General features: G+C 63.9%; 21 protein-coding genes and 1 tRNA gene. 8 read left to right on the top strand and 14 right to left on the bottom strand.

Annotated elements, in window-relative coordinates; all coding sequences use genetic code 11:
- Positions 1-68: 68 nt before the first annotated feature.
- Positions 69-998 carry an ABC transporter ATP-binding protein gene (locus tag J1C52_RS07680; RefSeq protein ID WP_227427352.1) on the top strand — a complete coding sequence of 310 codons (930 nt, stop codon included), beginning with the start codon at positions 69-71 and terminating at the stop codon, positions 996-998.
- On the opposite strand, the gene J1C52_RS07675 is transcribed toward J1C52_RS07680, so the two are convergent.
- Both J1C52_RS07675 and J1C52_RS07670 read right to left on the bottom strand, forming a co-directional pair.
- A complete protein-coding gene (locus J1C52_RS07675; protein WP_227427351.1) occupies positions 959-1,795 on the bottom strand; it encodes a glycosyltransferase in 837 nt (278 codons plus the stop codon). The genes J1C52_RS07680 and J1C52_RS07675 overlap by 40 nt on opposite strands.
- Positions 1,796-1,798: 3 nt before the next feature.
- Positions 1,799-3,124, bottom strand: a complete 1,326-nt coding sequence (locus J1C52_RS07670) for an HlyC/CorC family transporter (protein ID WP_227427350.1) — start codon at positions 3,122-3,124, stop codon at positions 1,799-1,801.
- Between the two features lie 111 nt (positions 3,125-3,235).
- Here J1C52_RS07670 and prfA point away from each other — a divergent pair, with 111 nt between their 5' ends.
- From prfA to J1C52_RS07655, 3 genes are all read left to right on the top strand, one after another.
- Entirely contained in the window at positions 3,236-4,291 is a 1,056-nt protein-coding gene (gene prfA, locus J1C52_RS07665) for a peptide chain release factor 1 (RefSeq protein ID WP_227427349.1), read from the top strand.
- Positions 4,288-5,136 (top strand): peptide chain release factor N(5)-glutamine methyltransferase, encoded by an 849-nt coding sequence (gene prmC, locus J1C52_RS07660; RefSeq protein WP_227427348.1) that lies wholly within the window; start codon positions 4,288-4,290, stop codon positions 5,134-5,136. Before prfA ends, prmC begins: the two co-directional genes overlap by 4 nt.
- Positions 5,137-5,345: 209 nt before the next feature.
- Positions 5,346-6,014, top strand: a complete 669-nt coding sequence (locus tag J1C52_RS07655) for a DUF4167 domain-containing protein (RefSeq protein ID WP_227427347.1) — start codon at positions 5,346-5,348, stop codon at positions 6,012-6,014.
- Positions 6,015-6,022: 8 nt separating this feature from the next.
- Here J1C52_RS07655 and J1C52_RS07650 read toward each other — a convergent pair whose 3' ends face one another.
- Together J1C52_RS07650 and J1C52_RS07645 are read right to left on the bottom strand one after the other, a co-directional pair.
- Positions 6,023-6,670, bottom strand: a complete 648-nt coding sequence (locus J1C52_RS07650) for a MarC family protein (protein ID WP_227427346.1) — start codon at positions 6,668-6,670, stop codon at positions 6,023-6,025.
- Positions 6,670-7,746 (bottom strand): 2'-deoxycytidine 5'-triphosphate deaminase, encoded by a 1,077-nt coding sequence (locus J1C52_RS07645; protein ID WP_227427571.1) that lies wholly within the window; start codon positions 7,744-7,746, stop codon positions 6,670-6,672. The genes J1C52_RS07650 and J1C52_RS07645 overlap by 1 nt, the downstream gene beginning before the upstream one ends.
- A 143-nt stretch (positions 7,747-7,889) precedes the next feature.
- On the opposite strand from J1C52_RS07645, the gene J1C52_RS07640 reads away from it, so the two are divergent.
- On the top strand, positions 7,890-8,168 hold the full coding sequence (locus J1C52_RS07640; RefSeq protein ID WP_227427345.1) for a hypothetical protein: 279 nt from the start codon (positions 7,890-7,892) through the stop codon (positions 8,166-8,168).
- 24 nt (positions 8,169-8,192) lie between these two features.
- On the opposite strand, the gene J1C52_RS07635 is transcribed toward J1C52_RS07640, so the two are convergent.
- The 7 genes from J1C52_RS07635 to J1C52_RS07605 all read right to left on the bottom strand — a co-directional run bounded on the left by J1C52_RS07635 (position 8,193) and on the right by J1C52_RS07605 (position 12,623).
- Positions 8,193-8,269 (bottom strand) — tRNA-Pro (locus J1C52_RS07635).
- 81 nt (positions 8,270-8,350) lie between these two features.
- Entirely contained in the window at positions 8,351-9,097 is a 747-nt protein-coding gene (locus tag J1C52_RS07630) for a MerR family transcriptional regulator (RefSeq protein ID WP_227427344.1), read from the bottom strand.
- A gap of 19 nt (positions 9,098-9,116) precedes the next feature.
- Positions 9,117-9,419, bottom strand: coding sequence for an integration host factor subunit alpha (gene ihfA / locus J1C52_RS07625; protein WP_227427343.1), 303 nt, complete (start codon positions 9,417-9,419; stop codon positions 9,117-9,119).
- 83 nt (positions 9,420-9,502) lie between these two features.
- On the bottom strand, positions 9,503-10,474 hold the full coding sequence (locus J1C52_RS07620; RefSeq protein ID WP_227427570.1) for a beta-ketoacyl-ACP synthase III: 972 nt from the start codon (positions 10,472-10,474) through the stop codon (positions 9,503-9,505).
- A gap of 2 nt (positions 10,475-10,476) precedes the next feature.
- On the bottom strand, positions 10,477-11,604 hold the full coding sequence (gene plsX, locus J1C52_RS07615; protein WP_227427342.1) for a phosphate acyltransferase PlsX: 1,128 nt from the start codon (positions 11,602-11,604) through the stop codon (positions 10,477-10,479).
- 27 nt (positions 11,605-11,631) lie between these two features.
- Positions 11,632-11,838, bottom strand: a complete 207-nt coding sequence (gene rpmF, locus J1C52_RS07610; protein ID WP_227427341.1) for a 50S ribosomal protein L32 — start codon at positions 11,836-11,838, stop codon at positions 11,632-11,634.
- Positions 11,839-12,035: 197 nt separating this feature from the next.
- Complete coding sequence (locus J1C52_RS07605) at positions 12,036-12,623, bottom strand: DUF177 domain-containing protein (protein WP_227427340.1); 588 nt, start codon at positions 12,621-12,623, stop codon at positions 12,036-12,038.
- 147 nt (positions 12,624-12,770) lie between these two features.
- Between J1C52_RS07605 and J1C52_RS07600 the strand changes: the two genes are divergently transcribed.
- The 3 genes from J1C52_RS07600 (at position 12,771) to cysE (ending at position 14,920) form a co-directional block, all read left to right on the top strand.
- The gene (locus J1C52_RS07600; protein ID WP_227427339.1) at positions 12,771-13,220 is read left to right on the top strand and encodes an outer membrane protein assembly factor BamE; all 450 of its coding nucleotides are present in this window, start codon (positions 12,771-12,773) and stop codon (positions 13,218-13,220) included.
- A 41-nt stretch (positions 13,221-13,261) separates the two neighbouring features.
- Entirely contained in the window at positions 13,262-14,014 is a 753-nt protein-coding gene (locus J1C52_RS07595; protein ID WP_227427338.1) for a GNAT family N-acetyltransferase, read from the top strand.
- 93 nt (positions 14,015-14,107) lie between these two features.
- Complete coding sequence (cysE, locus tag J1C52_RS07590; RefSeq protein ID WP_227427337.1) at positions 14,108-14,920, top strand: serine O-acetyltransferase; 813 nt, start codon at positions 14,108-14,110, stop codon at positions 14,918-14,920.
- 90 nt (positions 14,921-15,010) lie between these two features.
- Here cysE and J1C52_RS07585 read toward each other — a convergent pair whose 3' ends face one another.
- Genes J1C52_RS07585 through pdhA form a run of 3 tightly spaced genes read right to left on the bottom strand, consistent with a single transcriptional unit; the run spans position 15,011 to position 18,779 of the window.
- The gene (locus tag J1C52_RS07585; RefSeq protein WP_227427336.1) at positions 15,011-16,348 is read right to left on the bottom strand and encodes a pyruvate dehydrogenase complex dihydrolipoamide acetyltransferase; all 1,338 of its coding nucleotides are present in this window, start codon (positions 16,346-16,348) and stop codon (positions 15,011-15,013) included.
- Positions 16,349-16,360: 12 nt separating this feature from the next.
- On the bottom strand, positions 16,361-17,749 hold the full coding sequence (locus J1C52_RS07580; RefSeq protein ID WP_227427335.1) for a pyruvate dehydrogenase complex E1 component subunit beta: 1,389 nt from the start codon (positions 17,747-17,749) through the stop codon (positions 16,361-16,363).
- A 19-nt stretch (positions 17,750-17,768) separates the two neighbouring features.
- Positions 17,769-18,779: a pyruvate dehydrogenase (acetyl-transferring) E1 component subunit alpha gene (pdhA, locus tag J1C52_RS07575; RefSeq protein WP_227427334.1), complete on the bottom strand. Its 1,011-nt coding sequence runs from the start codon at positions 18,777-18,779 to the stop codon at positions 17,769-17,771.
- Positions 18,780-18,991: the final 212 nt, after the last annotated feature.

Below are 18,991 nucleotides of genomic sequence, written 5' to 3'. Positions count from 1 at the left end.
ACGGGAAGAACCATATCAAAACGGGCGCGCGCGGCAAGACATCTTGGCCCGCCCGGGCAGGAGCGATGATGACCAGACAGGCAATCGAGATCACCGGCCTTCGCAAGACCTATGCCCCGCAAAGGGGCGAGCCTGCGAAACATGCGCTTAAAGGCGTGGATCTGAGCATTCCGGCGGGCAGCATCTTTGGCCTACTGGGTCCGAACGGTGCAGGAAAATCCACGCTTATCAACATCTTGGCGGGACTTGTGAACAAGACTTCGGGGCAGGTGCGCATCTGGGGCTTTGACCAAGATGTGAACCCGCGCCAGTCGCGCGCCGCGATTGGTGTCATGCCGCAAGAGCTGAATATCGACCCGTTTTTCACCCCGCGCGGTGCGCTCGAGGTGCAGGCGGGCCTCTATGGCGTGCCGAAATCCGAGCGCCGCACGGATGAGGTGCTGGAGCTGATCGGCTTGGCCGACAAGGCAGAAGCCTATGCGCGCACGCTGTCGGGCGGGATGCGCCGTCGCTTGTTGCTGGGCAAGGCGCTGGTGCATAACCCGGCGGTGCTGGTGCTGGACGAACCCACGGCGGGCGTGGATATCGAATTGCGCCAAATGCTGTGGGACAATGTGCGCAAGTTGAACCAGCAGGGCATGACCATCATCCTGACCACGCATTACCTGGAAGAGGCTGAAGAGATGTGCGACGAGATCGCCATCATCAACCATGGCGAGGTCGTCGTGCGCGACAAGACCGCGTCGCTTCTGGGGCAGCTGGATGCCAAGACGCTGGTTCTGACGCTGGAAAGCGACACCGCCCTGACCCTGCCTGAAGGTGTGACCCAAGACCGCAAGTCCGACGGGCGCTTGATGTTGAGCTATCGGCGCAGCCAGATCAGCGCAGGGCAAATATTGGCGGCGGTCGCACAGAGCGGCGGCGTGGTGGTCGATGTCACGTCAGAAGAACCCGACCTTCAGGACGTGTTCTTGTCGCTGACCCGTTCGGCGGCGTGATCCGACAGCGACGGGCGCAAATCCATCCAGCCGCAAGCGCGCGCATAGTCGCGCGGGTCGCGCGCGTCCGGCGCGGCCAGCGCGCGGCGTTCCTTGCGCCATAGCCACATGCGCCAGCGCCATTTATACAAGTCGCGGGCGCTGGCCGTGATCTTGATGACCGGGGTTTTGATCGGCAACATCGCGCGCCATTTGCGCGCCATGTAGCGAAACGCGGCCTCGAAATGGCTGTCGAGCGTTTCCTTGTAGCCGTCATTATGGATCAGCGGCAGCGCGACGCTATAGGCACCCAGCCCCTTGGCGCGGGCCTGACAGACAATGTCGGTGCCATACATGTGCCAGCCTGCCAGCCCCTCGTCAAAGCGCAGCCCGGCATCGCGGCGCATGACGATCAGCAATTCGTCAAAGCTTTGCACCGGCACCGGGTCCATCGGCATCAGCCCGGCGATGAAGTTGATCGAACTGGACCAGACCGGCCCGTAATTGCGCGTGTCCATCGCCACGCCGAACGCGCCCAGAAGCGCCCAGTCGGGGTCGGTGGCCGCGACCTGCGCAATACGTTCGCGCAACAGCGCATCCCAGCCCAAGGGCAGGTAGACGTCATGGTGCAGGAACACCACGACATCGGCCTCTGTGCGGTCCAGACCCGTGTTATAGGCCTGCGCGGCCGATGGGGCGTTCTCGACCACCTCCAGCGGATACTGCCCGCTTTCAATGGCGGGCGAACGCAGCAGGTTCTCACGCAGGATTTGCGGATTGTTCGACGCGCAGACAAAGGCGATAGAGGGGGTGCCCATCACCTATGCGGCCCGTTCCGGCTTTTGCTTGCGGATGCTCAGCTTGGTGATCCGGTTGTCCACACGTTCCAGCACGGTAAAGCGGAAGCCATGGAACATGAAGCTTTGCCCTTCTTCCGGGATGGCCTGAGCTTCGTGAATGACAAGACCCGCGACCGTCACCGCCTCTTCATCGGGCAGCGACCAGTCGGCGGCGCGGTTCAGGTCGCGGATGGTCATTGACCCCTCGACCACCACTTCGCCACTGTCCAGCTGGACCAGATCGGGCGCGGTCGGCACGTCGTATTCGTCCTCGATCTCGCCCACGATCTCTTCCAGGATGTCTTCCAGCGTAATCAGCCCGTGCAGCGCGCCATATTCATCCACCACCAGCGCGAAATGCCGCTTCTGGCGCAGGAATTCGCGCATCTGTTCATCCAGCGGCGTGGTTTCCGGCACGAAATAGGGCGCGCGCAACAGCTTGGTCAGGTCCAGCTTGGAAATGGCCCCGTCATCGCCGCCAGAGGCGCCGACCAGCTTGTGCATCTCGCGCACAAGGTCGCGCACATAGAGGATGCCGATGATGTTTTCCGGGTCTTCGCGGTACACCGGCAGGCGCGAATGCGGCGCGTTGATGCAATGCGCGATGATGTCACGAATGGGGTCATCGGCATTGACCACGTCTATCTGGCTGCGGTGAAGCATGATCTCTTCCACCGTGCGCTCTGACAGGTCCAGCGCGCCCAGCACGCGGTAGCGGTCCTCTTTCTCGACCGATCCGGTGGAATGCCCCAGCGCCAGCGTGCCCGCGATTTCCTCGTGCACCGACATGATATGGCTGTCGGGGTCGATATTGACCCCGAAAATCGCGAGCACCCGGCGCACGATGAACCGCACCACCGCCACCACGGGCGAAAAGATCGCCACAACAATTCTCAACGGAGGCGCCACCTTCAGCGCTGCGCGCTCCGGGTTGGAAATGGCGTAGGTCTTGGGCAGAACTTCGGCGAAGATCAGCACCAGAAGCGTCATCACCAGCGTGGCCAGCGCCACGCCGCCATCGCCGAACAGCCGCGTGAACAGTGCCGTGGCCAGCGACGCGGCCAGGATGTTGACCATGTTGTTGCCCAGCAGGATCGCGCCGATCATGCGTTCGCTGTCTTCGGTCAGGATCAGCGCGCTGTCGGCCCCGCGTTCGCCCTTGTCGGCCTGCGATTTCAGCTTGCCGCGGCTAGAGGCCGTCAAAGCGGTTTCCGAGCCAGAGAACAGCCCCGATATGACCAGCAGGCACAAGATACCGCCTGCGGTTAACCAAAAGGCCGTGTCCAGGGTGGCGGCCGTATTTTCCATGTAACTCACGAAGGTTGCTGCGTTGTCCCAATATGTAAGGCTTTGACGCGCGCGCGTAAAGTGGACCCGCGGTCTTGACCGCAGGGCGGCAAGCGGTCATTTGCCTAAGCCATGTTTGCCCAAGACGCGCTTGACCAGATTCTGCAACGATTCGAGTATCTCGAAGCCCGGCTGATGGACGGGGCGTCGGGGGCTGACATGGTGCAATTGTCGCGCGACTATTCGGAATTGAAGCCGGTGGTCGCGCAGATCAGCGCCTACCGGCAAGCGCTTGCCGACCGGGCAGAGGCCGAAGAGATGCGCGCCGACCCGGACCTGCGGGCCTTGGCCGAAGAAGAACTGACCCGGCTTGAGGCAGAGCTTCCAGAGCTGGAGCAATCCCTGCGCATCGCGCTTTTGCCGCGTGACAGCGCCGATGCGAAGCCCGCGTTGATCGAATTGCGCCCCGGCACCGGCGGGGACGAGGCGGGGCTCTTCGCCGCCGACCTGTTGCGGATGTATCAGCGCTACGCAGAGGCACGCGGCTGGCAAGTGCAGACGATCAGCTATTCGGAAACCGAACTGGGCGGCTTGCGCGAAGCGGTCATTCGCGTGGCGGGCGAGGGGGTCTTCGCGCGGCTGAAATTCGAATCCGGCGTGCACCGCGTGCAACGCGTGCCGGTCACGGAATCGGGCGGGCGCATTCACACATCGGCGGCGACCGTCGCGGTGCTGCCCGAAGCCGAAGAGGTCGAGATCGACATCCCCGCCAGCGATATCCGCATCGACACGATGCGTGCCTCGGGCGCGGGCGGGCAGCATGTGAACACGACCGACTCGGCGGTGCGGATCACGCATTTGCCGACCGGCCTTGTTGTCACCTCGTCCGAGAAATCGCAGCACCAGAACCGCGCGATCGCGATGCAGGTGTTGCGCGCGAAGCTTTATGACATGGAACGCCAGCGCGCCGATGCCGAGCGTGCCGATGCGCGTCGTGCGCAGGTGGGCGGGGGCGACCGGTCCGAGCGCATCCGCACCTACAACTTCCCGCAAGGCCGGATGACGGACCATCGCATCAACCTGACGCTTTACAAGCTGGATGCGATCATGGGCGGCGATCTGGACGAGGTGATCGACGCCCTGATCGAGGCTGACCAGACCGCCAAACTGGCCGCGATGGACGCATGACGCGCGCAGGCGTGCTGCTGGCAGAAGGCGTGGCCACCCTGCGCGCGGCGGGGCTGGAGGGTGCGGCAGGCGATGCGCGGGTTTTGTTGGCCCATGCGCTGGGCATTCCGCGCGACCGCCTGACACTGGCTTTGCAGGATGACGTGCCCGCCCCTGCCATGGCCCGCTTTCACGCCGCGATTGCGGCGCGCGCGGGCCATCAACCCGTGGCGCAGATCACCGGCCGGCGCGCGTTTTATGGGCGGGATTTCATCGTCACCCCCGATGTGCTGGACCCGCGCCCCGATACCGAAACCCTGATCGACGCGGCGCTGGAGCAGCGCTTCACCCGGCTGTTGGACCTTGGCACCGGCTCTGGCGCGATCGCGCTGACGCTCTTGGCCGAGCGGCCAGAGACGACCGCGCTGGCCGTGGACCTGTCGCAAGCCGCGCTGGACGTGGCCGCGCGCAACGCGCAGGCGCTGGGGCTGACGGGGCGGGTTGAGATGCGGCGCTCGGATTGGTTTGCATCGGTTGCGGGGCAGTTTGACCTGATCGTGTCGAACCCGCCCTATATCGGCACACCCGAGCTGGACGCGCTTTCCCCCGATGTCCGCGAGCATGAGCCGCGCATGGCGCTTGTGCCCGCGGGCGACGATGGCACGGGGCTGGCCGCCTACCGGGTGATCTGCGCGCAGGCCGGGGCTTTCTTGCGACCGGGGGGCTGGCTGATGTTGGAAATCGGCTATCGGCAGGGCGACGCGGTGCAAGCCCTGCTGCGCGACGCAGGCTTCGATGCGGTCGGTTTGCGGCATGACCTGTCGGGACATCCGCGTGTCGTGATCGGCCAAGCGGCGGAAAAATGATGGTAAATCGGCCATAACCCGCCATTTGCTTGGTTTTTGTCGCGCTTGGGTCTTGTCATATGGTGCCCGACATGGCACCACACTCGCACAGGAAAGGTCAGCACCGCTTTGCTGCGCCTGTATTCCCGATAACCGATTCGCAGTTGGGCCAGTGTTTGGCTTGGCGCGCATCGCCGGAACAGTCCCTATCTGGTTGGACAATTTACAATATGAGATCACCTAGCAAACGCTCGCGTTCGAAGTCGAACCGCCCCAAGACGCTTGGAAATATCGTGAACCGCGTGTTCGACAGCTCCGGGCCCGAAGGCAAGGTGCGCGGCACGCCGCAACAGATTATCGAGAAATACCAAATCCTCGCGCGGGATGCGCAATTGGCCAATGACCGTGTGTCGGCCGAGAATTTCCAGCAACATGCAGAGCATTACACCCGCATGTTGGCGCAGGCGCAGCGCGAGCAGGCGGCAGAGCAGGAAGCCCGCCGCCAGCAACAGGAAGAGCAGCGCGCGCGCCATGACGACCGCTCTCGTCAGAACAATGGCAACAACGGCAATAACGGTCAGAACGGCCATCAGCGCCAGCCCGACCCGTCAGAACAGACCCGCACAGATGCTGAACCCTCTGGCGGTGCGTTTGACGTGGCCGACAACGCCCGCGATCAGGATAGCGGGCTGGTGGTCGACACGCCGGAAAACAAGGCACCGGCCGATGCTGCGGACGCGAAACCGCGCAACAGCCGCAAACCCCGTGCCCCCAAGGCAGAGGGCGAGGGCGGCGACAGCGCCAAGCCCCGCCGCGCGCCGCGCAAACCGCGCGCACCCCGCACCGAGGGCGACACCGCTGCCCCCGCGCCAGAGCTGAAATCCTCAGCCGCGGAATAAGGCTGCAACTACAAGGGCGCGGCGTTTGGCAATATCCCAAGCGCCGTTGCCCCGTTCAGCACGAATTGCACCGACAGGGCCGACAAAAGCAGGCCGAACAGCCGTGTCAGCACCATGGTCCCGGTGCGGCGCAAGATCCGCTCTATCGGGGCTGCGGCGAGGAATGCCAGCAGAACCAGCGCGATCACGGCCAGCATGACACCCGAGATCAGCGCCGTGCCTTCCCATGTGCCGCCAGTGTCGTTTATCAGAAGCACCATCGTGGCCATCGCGCCCGGCCCCGCGATCAGCGGCATGGCCAGCGGAAAGACAGACGGGTCATTCGCCAGCGCGCCCGTACCTTCATCCGCGTGGTTCTGGCGGCGTTCCGTGCGGCGGTCGAACAACATGTCGAGTGCGGTCAGGAACAGCAATAGCCCGCCCGCGATCTGGAAAGCGGGCATGGATATGCCGATGAAGCGCAGGAAATCCTCGCCCGCGACGGCAAAGGCCATCAACAAAAGCGCCGCGATGAAACAGGCGCGCAAGCCCACCGCGCGGCGCTGGCGCGCGCTCATGCCTTGGGTCAGCGCCAGAAACAACGGCGCGGTGCCGATCGGGTCGATCACCACGAAGAGCGTGACAAAGGCCGAGATCAGGAACGGAATTTCCAGCATCAGGCGGCCTTGAAATGCTTGGCCAGCTTTAGCCCTTGGCCTTGGTAGTTCGACGCAATATCCGCCCCATACAGCCGCTCTGGCCGCTCTGCCATCCGCTCATAAACCAGACGGCCCACGATCTGCCCATGCTCCAGCGCGAAGGGGGCTTCGTGGCAGCGCACTTCCAGCACGCCGCGCGCCCCCGTGCCGCCCGCCGCCGCATGGCCGAAACCGGGGTCGAAAAAGCCCGCGTAATGCACGCGGAATTCGCCCACCATGGCAAGGTAAGGGGCCATTTCGGCGGCGTAATCGGGCGGGATATGCACGGCCTCGCGGCTGACAAGGATATAGAACGCGCCGGGATCAAGGATGATCTGCCCGGTCTCTGTGTGCAGCTCTTCCCAGAAATCGCGCGGCGGGTAGGCGTCGATGCGGTCCAGGTCGATCACGCCGGTATGGGGTTTCGCGCGATAGCCCACAAGAGAACCTGACGCGGGTTTCAGGTCGACCGAGAAGCCAAGCCCTTGCGAGATGACCGGCTCTCCGGGCACCAGCACCTCGCGCGTGTGCAAGTCGCGCAGCGCGGCATCATCCAGCACCGCATGGCCGCGCCGAAAGCGGATCTGGTTCAGCCGCTGGCCGGGGCGCACCAGAACCGAAAACGAGCGCGGGCAAATCTCTGCATAGAGCGGGCCCTGGTAGCCATCGGGCACCCGGTCGAATTCGGTGCCATTATCGGCAATCACCCGCGTCAGCAGGTCCAGCCGCCCGGTCGAGCTTTTGGCATTGGCGACAGCCTGCAACCCTTCGGGCAGGGCCAGCCGTTCCATCAGTTCCACGACATAGACGCAGCCCTTTTCCAGAACCGTGCCCCCGTCGAGCGCCATTTCGTGCATCTCGAAATCGGCCAGCCGGTCGGCCACGCGGCGGCCCTTGCCTGCCAGAAACGACGCGCGCACGCGCCACGCGCGGCGGCCAAGGCGCAGATCAAGGCTTGCGGGTTGTATCTGCTCTGCCGGGATCGGCGTGTCGGACGCGATTTCGCCCCGCGCGATCATCTCGCGCAGTGTTTGGGATGGCAAAACACCCTGCATCAGCTTTGTCCTTCCGCGCATTTGGCCCTGCTTCGTCTTAGCGAAGCGCGGGGCGGTTGGAAAGGCCAGCCGGGTCCATGGGTTGCAGCGCATTGGCTGCGTTCCTAGGTGTTAGGGTAGTCTGCAACATGAAAGGACACGCAATGGACCGCGATACATTCATAGAGAAGACGAAGGCGCAACTGGACATGTTGAATGCCGAGATCGCCAAACAGGAAGCGCAAATCCGCAGCGCACAGGCCGACGCAAAAGCCCGCTACAAAGAGCAGCTGGAGGATATGAAGGCACAGCGCGACGCGTTCGAGGCCAAGCTGCTTGAGGCGCGCGATGCCAGCGACAAGGCTTGGTCTGACATGCGCGCGGGGTTCGAAGCCGCGTGGGATGACATCGCAACGGCGTTTGATCGCGCCACGAAGCGCTAGGCGTTTTGCTGCAAAGGTAAGAAGTGGTCGGGCTAGCAGGACTTGAACCTACGACCTTCCGTCCCCCAGACGGACGCGCTACCAGACTGCGCTATAGCCCGACAAGCTATGCCCGCCTTCTAACCGATTCAGCGCCGAGGGCAAGGGGCAAATCGGCCAAAACGCGGCTTTCGGCCCCGTAGTTAGTCAGCCCGCGCGCTGATCTTGGCGACCAGCGCTTCCAGCCGGGCCAAGGCGCGCGCGTGTTTTTCCGGGGCTTTCGGCGGGTTGGTGCGCAACGCGTGCGCGATGGCGGAAAAGCGCAAGGGCTGCGCAGGCGCACCCTCGGCGGCGGCATCCAGAAGGGCTGCCAGCGCGGGGGCAGGGCGGGTGTCATCCGGCTCTGACTCTGGAACTGATGCCGCCGGGGGCAGGTCTTGCGCGGTGCTCTGCGCGCCATCCTCTGCCGCCACGGGCGTTGCATCTTCGCCCGCGATGTCTGCTTCGGGTTCGGGCGTGGCTTCGCCTGCGCTTTCCACCTTGTCGGCTGGCTGGGGCGCAGCGGGCGCGACGTCAGCCGCGGGCAGTTCGATCTCTGACACATCTTCCGCCTTTGGCGCGGGCGTCTTGGGCACCAATGTCAGCACGGGCGCGGCGCTGTCTTCCACCACTTCGCCCGATAGGGGGGCCATGGCCGCGACATGACGCGCGCCTTTTTCCTGCAACAGTTTCTGCACGCCGCGAATGGTCATGCCCTGTTCGTGCAGCAGCATCTTGATGCCCGATAACAGGTCGATATCGGCGGGGCGGTAATAGCGCCGCCCGCCCGCGCGTTTCACGGGTTTAACTTGGGTGAACTTGCTTTCCCAAAAGCGCAACACATGCGCCGGGGTTTCCAGGGCATCGGCCGCTTCGCTGATGGTGCGGAACGCCTCTGGTGCCTTTCGCATCGGACTGCCTTACTCGTGACTACTTGGAATTACCTTCGGCGACGCGGTCCTTCATCAGGTGCGAAGGCCGGAAACTGAGAACGCGGCGGGGCGAGATCGGCACCTCTTCCCCGGTCTTGGGGTTGCGGCCCATCCGGGCATTCTTGTCGCGTGTCGAAAACGTGCCGAAGGACGAGATTTTCACCTGCTCGCCCGCGACCAGCGCATCCGAGATATGCTGCAACACGGAATCGACCAGCGAAGCGGATTCGTTACGCGACAGACCCACCTCGCGGAACACGGCTTCGGTCAGGTCCATTCGTGTGAGTGTTTTGTCCGACATGATGCCCCCCCGGCGTTTGCGCTATCCTGCGGGAAAGCAAAATCCGAGTCAATATCAGGGGGTTGCGGCTAGGCGTTAAAGCGCTACCAGCGCAGCACGACGGCACCCCAGCTCAGCCCGCCGCCAATGGCCTCGACCACGATCGCGTCACCGGGTTTGAACTGCCCGCGTTCTGCGGCCACCGACAGCGCCAGCGGGATGGACGCGGCAGAGGTATTGCCGTGGTCCTGCACGGTGACGACGACCTTTTCCATCGGCACACCCAGCTTTTGCGCGGTGCCCTTGATGATCCTCAGATTGGCCTGATGCGGCACGACCCAATCCACATCGGCACTGGTCAGCCCTGCCTTGGCCAGCGCGGCATTGGCGGTTTCGGCCAGCTTCTCGACCGCGTGGCGGAACACTTCACGGCCCTGCATTTTCAGCACACCTGCGGTGCCCGAGCGCGACACACCGCCGTCGACATATAGCAGATCGCGGTATTGCCCGTCCGAGTTCAGATCCGCCCCCAACACGCCCCGATCCTGCGGCGTGCCGTCGCTTTCAACCGCTTCCAGCACCACCGCGCCCGCGCCATCGCCGAACAGCACGCAGGTGCCCCGGTCGGTCCAGTCCATGATGCGCGAAAACGTCTCTGCCCCGATGACCAGTACGCGCTTGGCTTGTCCACCCAGGATCAGCCCGTTGGCATTGGCCAGCGCGAAAACGAAACCCGCACAGACCGCCTGAATATCGAAGGCAAAGCCCTGACGAATGCCCAAGGCCGCCTGCACCTGCGTGGCAACCGCCGGGAAGGTGTAATCGGGCGTCGAGGTGGCGACGATCACCGCGTCGATCTGATCGGCGGCGATGCCGGATGCGTCCAGCGCGCGGCGCGCAGCATGGGCGGCCAGGTCAGAGGTATATTCCCCCTCTGCCGCGAAATGCCGCCGTTCGATGCCCGAACGCGACACGATCCATTCGTCTGACGTATCCAGCGTTTCCGCGAATTCGGCATTGGTCACGACCCGCTCGGGCAGGTAATGGCCGCACCCGCGAATGACTGCGCGCAACATGCTCATGCCTTGTCCTCTGCCTGTTGGGGGTCTTGCGCGGCGGCCTCTATCTGGTCGCGGCCCGCAACGCTGTCCATGACGGCGGTCAGCCGGTGGGCCATGCGGTCCTGAAAGCCCGAGCGCGCCAAGGTAAAGGCCAGCTTGATGGCCGAGGACACGCCCATCGCATCGGCAGAGCCGTGCGATTTCACGACCGTGCCGTTCAGCCCAAGGAACACGCCGCCATTCACGCGGCTGGGGTCGATTCGTTTCTTGGCGCGGCGCATCGGGCCAAGCGCCAGAAGGGCCGCCAGCTTCGACAGGGGCGTCGCGGTCAATTCCTTGCGCAACATGTCCGAGATCAGCCGCGCCGTGCCTTCGCCGGTTTTCAGCGCGACATTGCCGGTGAACCCGTCGGTCACGATGACATCCACGCGTTCTGACGGGATGTCGCTGCCTTCCACGAAGCCCACGAAATCGAACTGGCCGATCTCGGCGGCCTGCGCGATGAGCGTAGCGGCTTCCTTGATCTCTGCCCGGCCCTTGTGGTCCTCTGTGCCGACATTCAACAAGCCCACGCGCGGGCGCGCCACGTCAAAGGCGTTGCGGAAATAGGCCGCGCCCATCATCGCGTATTGCAGAAGCGATTCCTCGTCGGCGCGCACATCCGCGCCCACATCAAGCATGGTGTTGAAACCGGTTGCCCCGCGCGAGGGCCAAAGACAGGCAATCGCGGGCCGATGCACGCCGGGCAGCTTGCGCAACTGCAACATGGATACCGCCATCAGCGCCCCGGTATTGCCGCAGGAAACGGTCGCCTGCGCCGCGCCCTCGCGCTGCGCGCCAAGCGCGTTCCACATAGATGTCTGCCGCCCGTGGCGCATGACCTGCGCGGGCTTGTCATCCATCTTGACGATGTCGGGGCTATGGCTGAGTGTCACCCGCCCGCGCAGGGCAGGGTGGCGTGCGACAAGCGGTTCCAGCACCGCTGTGTCACCATGCAACAAGATTCGAAGCTCGGGGTTCTTGGCGATCGACAGCGCACAGCCTTCGACCACGGCCTGCGGCCCTTGGTCGCCGCCCATGGCGTCCACCGACACGGTAATCGTGCCGGGCTTGGCTATGACGCTGGTATCTGGCGCGTCTGACATCAACGACCCCGACGCGGGACGCGGTTCTTAGGCCGCGTCGTCTTCCAGGTCGACCTCGGTCGATTGTGCGATCACTTCGCGACCATCGTAATGACCGCAGGACGGGCACACATGGTGCGGGCGGCGCAATTCGCCGCAGCTGCTGCACTCGTTGGGGTTCGCGGCCACAAGCGCGTCATGCGAGCGGCGCATGTTACGGCGGGAGCGGGTTACGCGATTCTGTTGAACGGCCATGTCAAACCTCGGGTATCAGTGGCGCGGTGGCAGCCCGTCAAATCCGGGCCGGTTCGGCGCATGTGTCTGTGATTGCGATTTTGGCGCGGGATACACGCATTGTGCTGCGCTTCCAAGCCCTCTTCGCATGAAGGGCGCAAAATACAGTCGTTTTTCGAATGCGCAAGGGCTGAAATCGGCCCGGCCCCGGCCCGTGCCTAGCCGCGATCCATCTTGTCGCGCAGTGCGGCAAGTGCCGCGAAGGGTTTGACCGCCGCGTCATCCAAGGGTGAGTCGCCTTCGGGTGCCGCGCGCAGCACGCCCTCGGGTGCCATCTCTGCACCGCTTGCGCGGGGGAAATCGGGGGCAGCGAGCGCCAGCGCCTCGATCAGAAGGGCCGACAGGTCGATGCGCTGGCCCAGCGGCTCCAGACTGTCATCGAGCGTCATCTCGACCTCTTCGCCTACGGGTTCGTGCCAGTCGGCCACGAAGACCCGGCTAAGCGGCGTGTCGATTCGGGTGGTCACGGGCGCGAGCGTGACGCTACAGGGCTGCACGATGGTCGCGCCCAGCTGGCCCGACAATTCCCAATCCTCGCGGCCCTTGGGGGCCAGCGTGCCGCGAAAGCGCATCTTGCGCAGCGCTGTGAAGCCCAGATAGGCCGCCACGTGTTGCAGTGCCTCGGTGTCGGGTGCCAAGTCCAGCGATTTGGGCTTGCGTCCGTTCAGGCTGGCCACGGCAATCGGCTCTGCCAGCAGGGGCGGGGTGTCCGGTGCGGTCTGGTGCGGGGTGGTCATGGGCTGCATCGCGCCTTTCTGTGAAACGAACCCTATGGCGAAGATATAGTCCCATGGTTTCCATTCTTGAAGTGCTGGGCGTCCTTCTGTATCCCTTTGGCGCAACAGCACGCCTTGATACGGCTTGTGCATGGACAGGGAAGGGCAGGCCAGCCAATGAAACACAGATTTGTCGCGCTCCTTGCCGTTGTGACCGTGGTCCTTGCGGCCTGCACCCCGGTGCAACGCTTTCACGGTTATGCCCCGACCGATGCGGACCTTGCCCAGATAGAGGTCGGACAGGACACGCGCGAGAGCGTGGCCGAGAAGGTCGGGCGTCCCGGCGTCTCTGGCGTGATGCAGGGCGGCGCTTGGTATTACGTGCAAAGCGACTGGATCGAGCAGGGCTGGCGCGCGCCGATGGAAACCAGGCGCGAGGTCGTGGCGATCTCCTTCGACAACCGCGACCGGGTGTCGAATGTCGAGCGTTTCGGCTTGCAGGACGGGCAAGTCGTGGCCTTGTCGCGCCGCGTGACGGCAACCGGGCCATCGGGCCAGTCGGTGCTGCGCCAGTTGCTCAGCGGGCTTGGGCGATTCAACCCGGCGCAAATGCTGGCGCGCAACTAGCCGGGCAGAGGCTCGCATGATGGACCGGTAAGGGCAGGGTCATGGGGGCAGAGGCGGAATTCGCGGAGCTGACCCTCGGACGGCTGACCCTGCGCGCCGTGCGCTCTGACAGTGACATGGCGCAAGTGGCCGATCTGCGCAAAGTGCGCTTTCGCGACAATAAAAGCGCCGATCTGGACGCGTTCGACCCGCTTTGCACGCATCTGCTGATAACCGAAGCGGGCGGCAGTTGCGCATTGGCCTGCGCGCGCCTGCGCCTGTTGGCGGGGCCAGAGATGGACCGCGGCTACAGCGCACAGTTCTACGACCTGGCGCCCTTGGTCGAGGCCGGGATGCGCGCGCTGGAACTGGGGCGGATCTGCATCGCCGATGAGCGCCGGCACGATCCCGACATCCTGCGTATCTTGCTGTGCGGCATTGCCGCCTTTTCCGAAGCGCAGGCGGTTGATCTGCTGATCGGTTGCGCGTCGTTCAAGGGCGACGCGCCCACGCGCCACGGCGCGGCGCTGGGATTGCTGCGCGCGCGCCATATCGGGCCGCACCACTTGCGGCCGCGCAAGCGCGACCCGCTGGCCTTCGACCTGCCCGCGCCCGGCCCCTTGGCAGAGCAGAAAGCGGCGCTGCAATCGGTGCCGCCCTTGCTACGCATGTATCTGGGCATGGGGGGCTGGGTGTCGGACCACGCGGTGCGCGATCCGGCGTTGGACACGCTGCATGTCTTCACCGCCGTCGAGATCGCGCGCATCCCGCCGGGGCGCAAACGGCTTTTGACCGGGATGGGGCAGGGCCGCTAGGCGCGTTTTCGTCTGGTCGCGACTGTCTGACGATTGTTTTCCTGTCGTATCAGGTTATATGCTACCCACTGATTTCCAGAAGGAGGGCGACGCATGGCCCAATCGCTGAAACCCAACCTGCACTCGCTGGACCCGGTCTGGGAACGCATCCGCCTCGAAGCCGAAGCCGCGCTTGCGGAAGAGCCGCTTCTGGGGGGGATGTTCCACTCCTCGGTGCTGCACCACAAGACGCTGGAACAGGCGCTTGCCTTTCGGCTGAGCCAGAAGCTCAGCTCGGCGGAACTGTCCGAGCAGATCCTGCGCGAGATCATGGATGCCGCCCATGCCGATGACCCGTCTTTGGGCGAAGCTGCGCGCGCCGATATCGTCGCCACCTTCGAACGTGACCCGGCCTGCAACCGTTTTCTGAAACCGTTGTTGTATTTCAAGGGGTTCCAAGCAGTTCAGGCCTATCGCATCTCGCATTGGCTGTGCCGTCAGGGCCGCAGCGATTTTGCAAGCCTGATCCAGATGCGCGTGTCGGAATGCTTTGGGGTCGATATTCACCCCGGGGCAAAGATCGGCAAAGGCATCATGATCGACCATGCGCATTCCATCGTGATTGGGGAAACGGCGGTCGTGGGCGACAATGTCTCGATGCTGCATTCGGTCACGCTGGGCGGGACCGGCAAGGAAGACGGCGACCGCCACCCCAAGATCGGCAATGGCGTGCTGATCGGTGCCGGGGCCAAGGTGCTGGGCAATATCCGCGTGGGCGATTGTGCGCGGATCGCGGCGGGGTCTGTCGTGCTGGACGAGGTGCCGCCGCGCAAAACCGTGGCGGGCGTGCCCGCCCGCATCGTGGGCGAGGCGGGCTGTGCGCAGCCCTCGCTGACGATGGACCAGCTGTTTCGCGGCGAGATCTGAATAAAAAGGGTGCGTGCCAAGCTCGCACCCTACACCCCGTGAACCGGGTGTTTTCGTAGGGTGCGTGCTTGGCACGCACCCCTGTCTTTATCAGGCCAGCATCGTGACCGGGTTTTCCAGATAGGCCACGACTTCGCGCAGGAACTCTGCCCCCAGCGCGCCGTCGATGACGCGGTGATCGACCGACAGCGTCATGGACATGACGGTTGCGACCTTCACCTCGCCATCCGCGCCCACCACGGGCTTTTTCACGCCCGCGCCCACGGCCAGGATAGACCCGTGCGGCGGGTTGATGACGGCGTCGAAATTCTCGATCCCGAACATGCCAAGGTTGGAAATCGCCATGGAGCCGCCGACATATTCATGCGGTGCCAGCTTCTTGCTGCGGGCGCGACCGGCCAGATCCTTCATCTCGGTGGACAGCGCCGAGAGCGATTTGAGATGCGCGTCTTTCAGCACTGGCGTGAACAGCCCGCCTTCGATCGCGACCGCCACGGCCACATCCGACGGCTTCAACCGCAAGATACGGTCGCCCGCCCAGACCGCATTGCAGCCCGGCACGGCTTGAAGTGCCATGGCGCAGGCCTTGATGATGAAGTCATTGACCGACAGCTTCACGCCGCGCGCTTCAAGCTGCTTGTTCAGATCGGCGCGGAACTTCATCAGCGCATCCAGTTGCACCTCGCGGCGCAGGTAGAAATGCGGGATGGTCTGCTTGGCTTCGGTCAGGCGGCTTGCCACCGTCTTGCGCATGCCGTCCAAGGCGACTTCTTCGTAGTCGCGGCCTTCATACATGCGCGCGACCATGTCGGCGCTTGGGCCTGTGGGCATCGTGGCAGCAGCGGCCTTGGCGGGTGCTGCGCTTGCAGCAGCGGGTGCGGCGGCGCTGGCCTGCGGGGCCGGGGCTGCGCCCGGTTTCGCATCCAGCACATCCGCCTTCACGATACGCCCATGCGGGCCGGAACCTGCGATCTGGCTCAGGTCCAGACCTTTCTCGGCGGCGATGCGCCGCGCAAGCGGCGAGGCGAAAATGCGACCGCCATCCTTGACCGGGGCAGGGGGGGCGGCCACGGCGGAGCCCCCTGAGCCTGCAGATTCGGGGGCCGCCTTCGTGGCCGCGTCAGCCGCAGGTGCGGCTTCCGGCGCCTTTGCCTGTGCGGGGGCTGCAATGTCATCGGCGCTTTCGCCATCGTCCAGCAGCACCGCGATGGGGGTATTCACTTTCACCCCTTCGGTGCCGGCAGCTATGATGATCTTGCCGATCACGCCTTCATCGACGGCCTCGAATTCCATCGTGGCCTTGTCGGTCTCGATTTCTGCGATGATGTCGCCCGAGGCGACCGTGTCGCCCTCTTTGACCAGCCATTTCGCCAGCGTCCCTTCCTCCATGGTCGGGGACAATGCGGGCATGAGAATTTCTGTAGGCATTCCCGTCCCTCCTTAGCGATAGGTGACTTTGTGCACGGCTTCGACCACTTCATCGGTCGTGACCAGCGCCAGTTTTTCAAGGTTCGCGGCATAGGGCATGGGCACGTCCTTGCCGCACAGGTTGATGACCGGCGCATCGAGATGGTCGAAGGCCTGCTGCATCACGACAGAGGTGATGTAATTCCCGACAGAGCTTTGCGGGAAGCCTTCTTCCACCGTCACCAGCCGGTTGGTCTTGCGCAGGGAGGCAAGGATCGTGTCGGTATCCATGGGCCGGATGGTGCGCAGGTTGATGACCTCTGCGCTGATACCGTCCTTGGCCAGCCGTTCCGCCGCTTCCAGCGCATAGGTCATGCCGATGCCGAAGCTGACGATGGTCACATCGTCACCCGCGCGCTCTATCTTGGCCTTGCCGAAGGGGATGGTGAAATCCTCCATCACCGGCACGTCGAAGCTTTTGCCGTAAAGGATCTCGTTTTCCAGGAACACGACCGGGTTCGGGTCGCGGATGGCTTGTTTCAGCAAGCCTTTCGCATCGGCAGCCGAATAGGGCATCACCACTTTCAGCCCCGGCACATGGCTATACCACGCGGCATAACACTGGCTGTGCTGTGCGCCCACGCGCGCCGCCGCGCCGTTCGGGCCACGGAACACGATGGGGCAGCCCATCTGCCCGCCCGACATATACAGCGTCTTGGCGGCAGAGTTGATGATCTGGTCAATCGCCTGCATGGCGAAGTTGAAGGTCATGAACTCGACAATCGGGCGCAACCCGCCAAAGGCCGCGCCGACACCGATGCCCGCAAAGCCATGTTCGGTGATGGGCGTGTCGATCACGCGTTTCGCGCCGAATTCGTCCAGCAGGCCTTGGGTGATCTTGTAAGCACCCTGATATTCGGCCACCTCTTCGCCCATGACGAAGACATCGCCCGAGCGGCGCATTTCCTCGGCCATCGCATCGCGCAGCGCCTCGCGCACGGTTTGCTTGCGCGTCTCTGTGCCTTCGGGCCAGTCGGGGGTCGCGTCGGGGGCGGGCTCGCGCGCTTGTGCGGGGGCGGCCCCATGCGACGGGCTTGGGTCCGCGCGCCCCTCGGAGGTTTGCAGCGCGGTGGGGGCCGGGGCGGCGGCACTTGTGGCCTGCGCGTCGTCCACGCTTTCGCCATCCTCGACCAGCACGGCGATGGGCGTGTTCACCTTCACACCTTCAGTGCCGGCGGGCACCATGATCTTGCCGATCACGCCCTCGTCGACGGCCTCGAACTCCATCGTGGCCTTGTCGGTTTCAATCTCTGCCAGAATGTCACCGGCAGAGACGGTATCGCCTTCCTTCACCAGCCATTTGGCCAGCGTGCCTTCTTCCATCGTCGGAGAGAGGGCGGGCATCAGGATTTCGGTTGCCATGCGTTCTTGTCCCCCCAAATCACACGTTCTGCGGCACATCGGCCGCGTAAATATCGGTCCACAGCTCGTCCAGCGCGGGTTCCGGGCTTTCCTTGGCGAAATCGGCAGACTCGTTGACGATGGTCTTGATGTCTTTGTCGATGGCCTTCAGATCGTCCTCGGTCGCGTGTTTGCCTTGCAGCAGCAATTCGCGGACATGCTCGATGGCGTCACGCTCTTCGCGCATCTTCTGCACCTCGTCGCGGGTGCGATATTTCGCGGGGTCCGACATCGAATGCCCGCGATAGCGATAGGTCATAATCTCTAAGATATACGGGCCTTTCTTGGCGCGGCAATGCGCCACGGCCTTCTCGGCCGCGGCTTTCACGGCCAGCACATCCATGCCGTCCACTTCCTCGCCCGCGATGCCATAGGCGGCACCCCGTTCCCAAAGCGAAGGCGATTTGGTCGCGCGCTGCACGCTGGTGCCCATGGCATATTTGTTGTTCTCGATCACGAAGATCACGGGCAAGGACCACAGCATGGCCATGTTATAGGTCTCGTAAACCTGGCCCTGGTTCGCGGCCCCGTCGCCGAAATAGGCGAAGGTCACGTTGTCATTGCCTTTATACATGTCGGAAAAGGCCAGACCCGCGCCCAGCGGCACCTGCGCGCCGACAATGCCGTGGCCGCCATAGAAATGCTTGTCGCGGCTGAACATGTGCATAGAGCCGCCCTTGCCCTTGGAATAGCCGCCCTCGCGGCCGGTCAGCTCTGCCATCACGCCCTTGGGGTCCATCCCGCAAGCCAGCATATGCCCGTGGTCGCGGTAGGATGTGATGCGCTTGTCACCCTCTTTCGCGGCGGCCTCCAGCCCGACAACCACGGCTTCTTGCCCGATATACAGGTGGCAGAACCCGCCGATCAGGCCCATGCCGTAGAGTTGGCCCGCCTTTTCCTCGAAGCGGCGGATCAACAGCATGTCGCGGTAATAGCCCAGCAATTCTTCTGCCGAGACATTGGATTTCGGTGCCGTTTTGCGTGTCGCCATGCCCGGTCACTCCTCCCGTAAAGACAATAGTTCAACGTTAAACGACTACTTATCGCATATTTTTTCAGGTTGCGAGGGTTTTATGGCAAATCCGCCATGCGCCGGGCGCAAGGCTGGGGGGCGAGCGCCCCATGTGCCCTTTGTGCAGGCAATAACTGTTATTTGACCGGGGCGATTGCATCATGTGTTAAGCATTCTTGCAAATGCTGCGG

This window comes from Roseibaca sp. Y0-43 (assembly GCF_020667835.1).
Classification (GTDB): Bacteria; Pseudomonadota; Alphaproteobacteria; order Rhodobacterales; family Rhodobacteraceae; genus Roseinatronobacter.
Note: the sequence above shows the minus strand (reverse complement) of the source record. Positions and strands in the feature narration are given on the sequence as shown.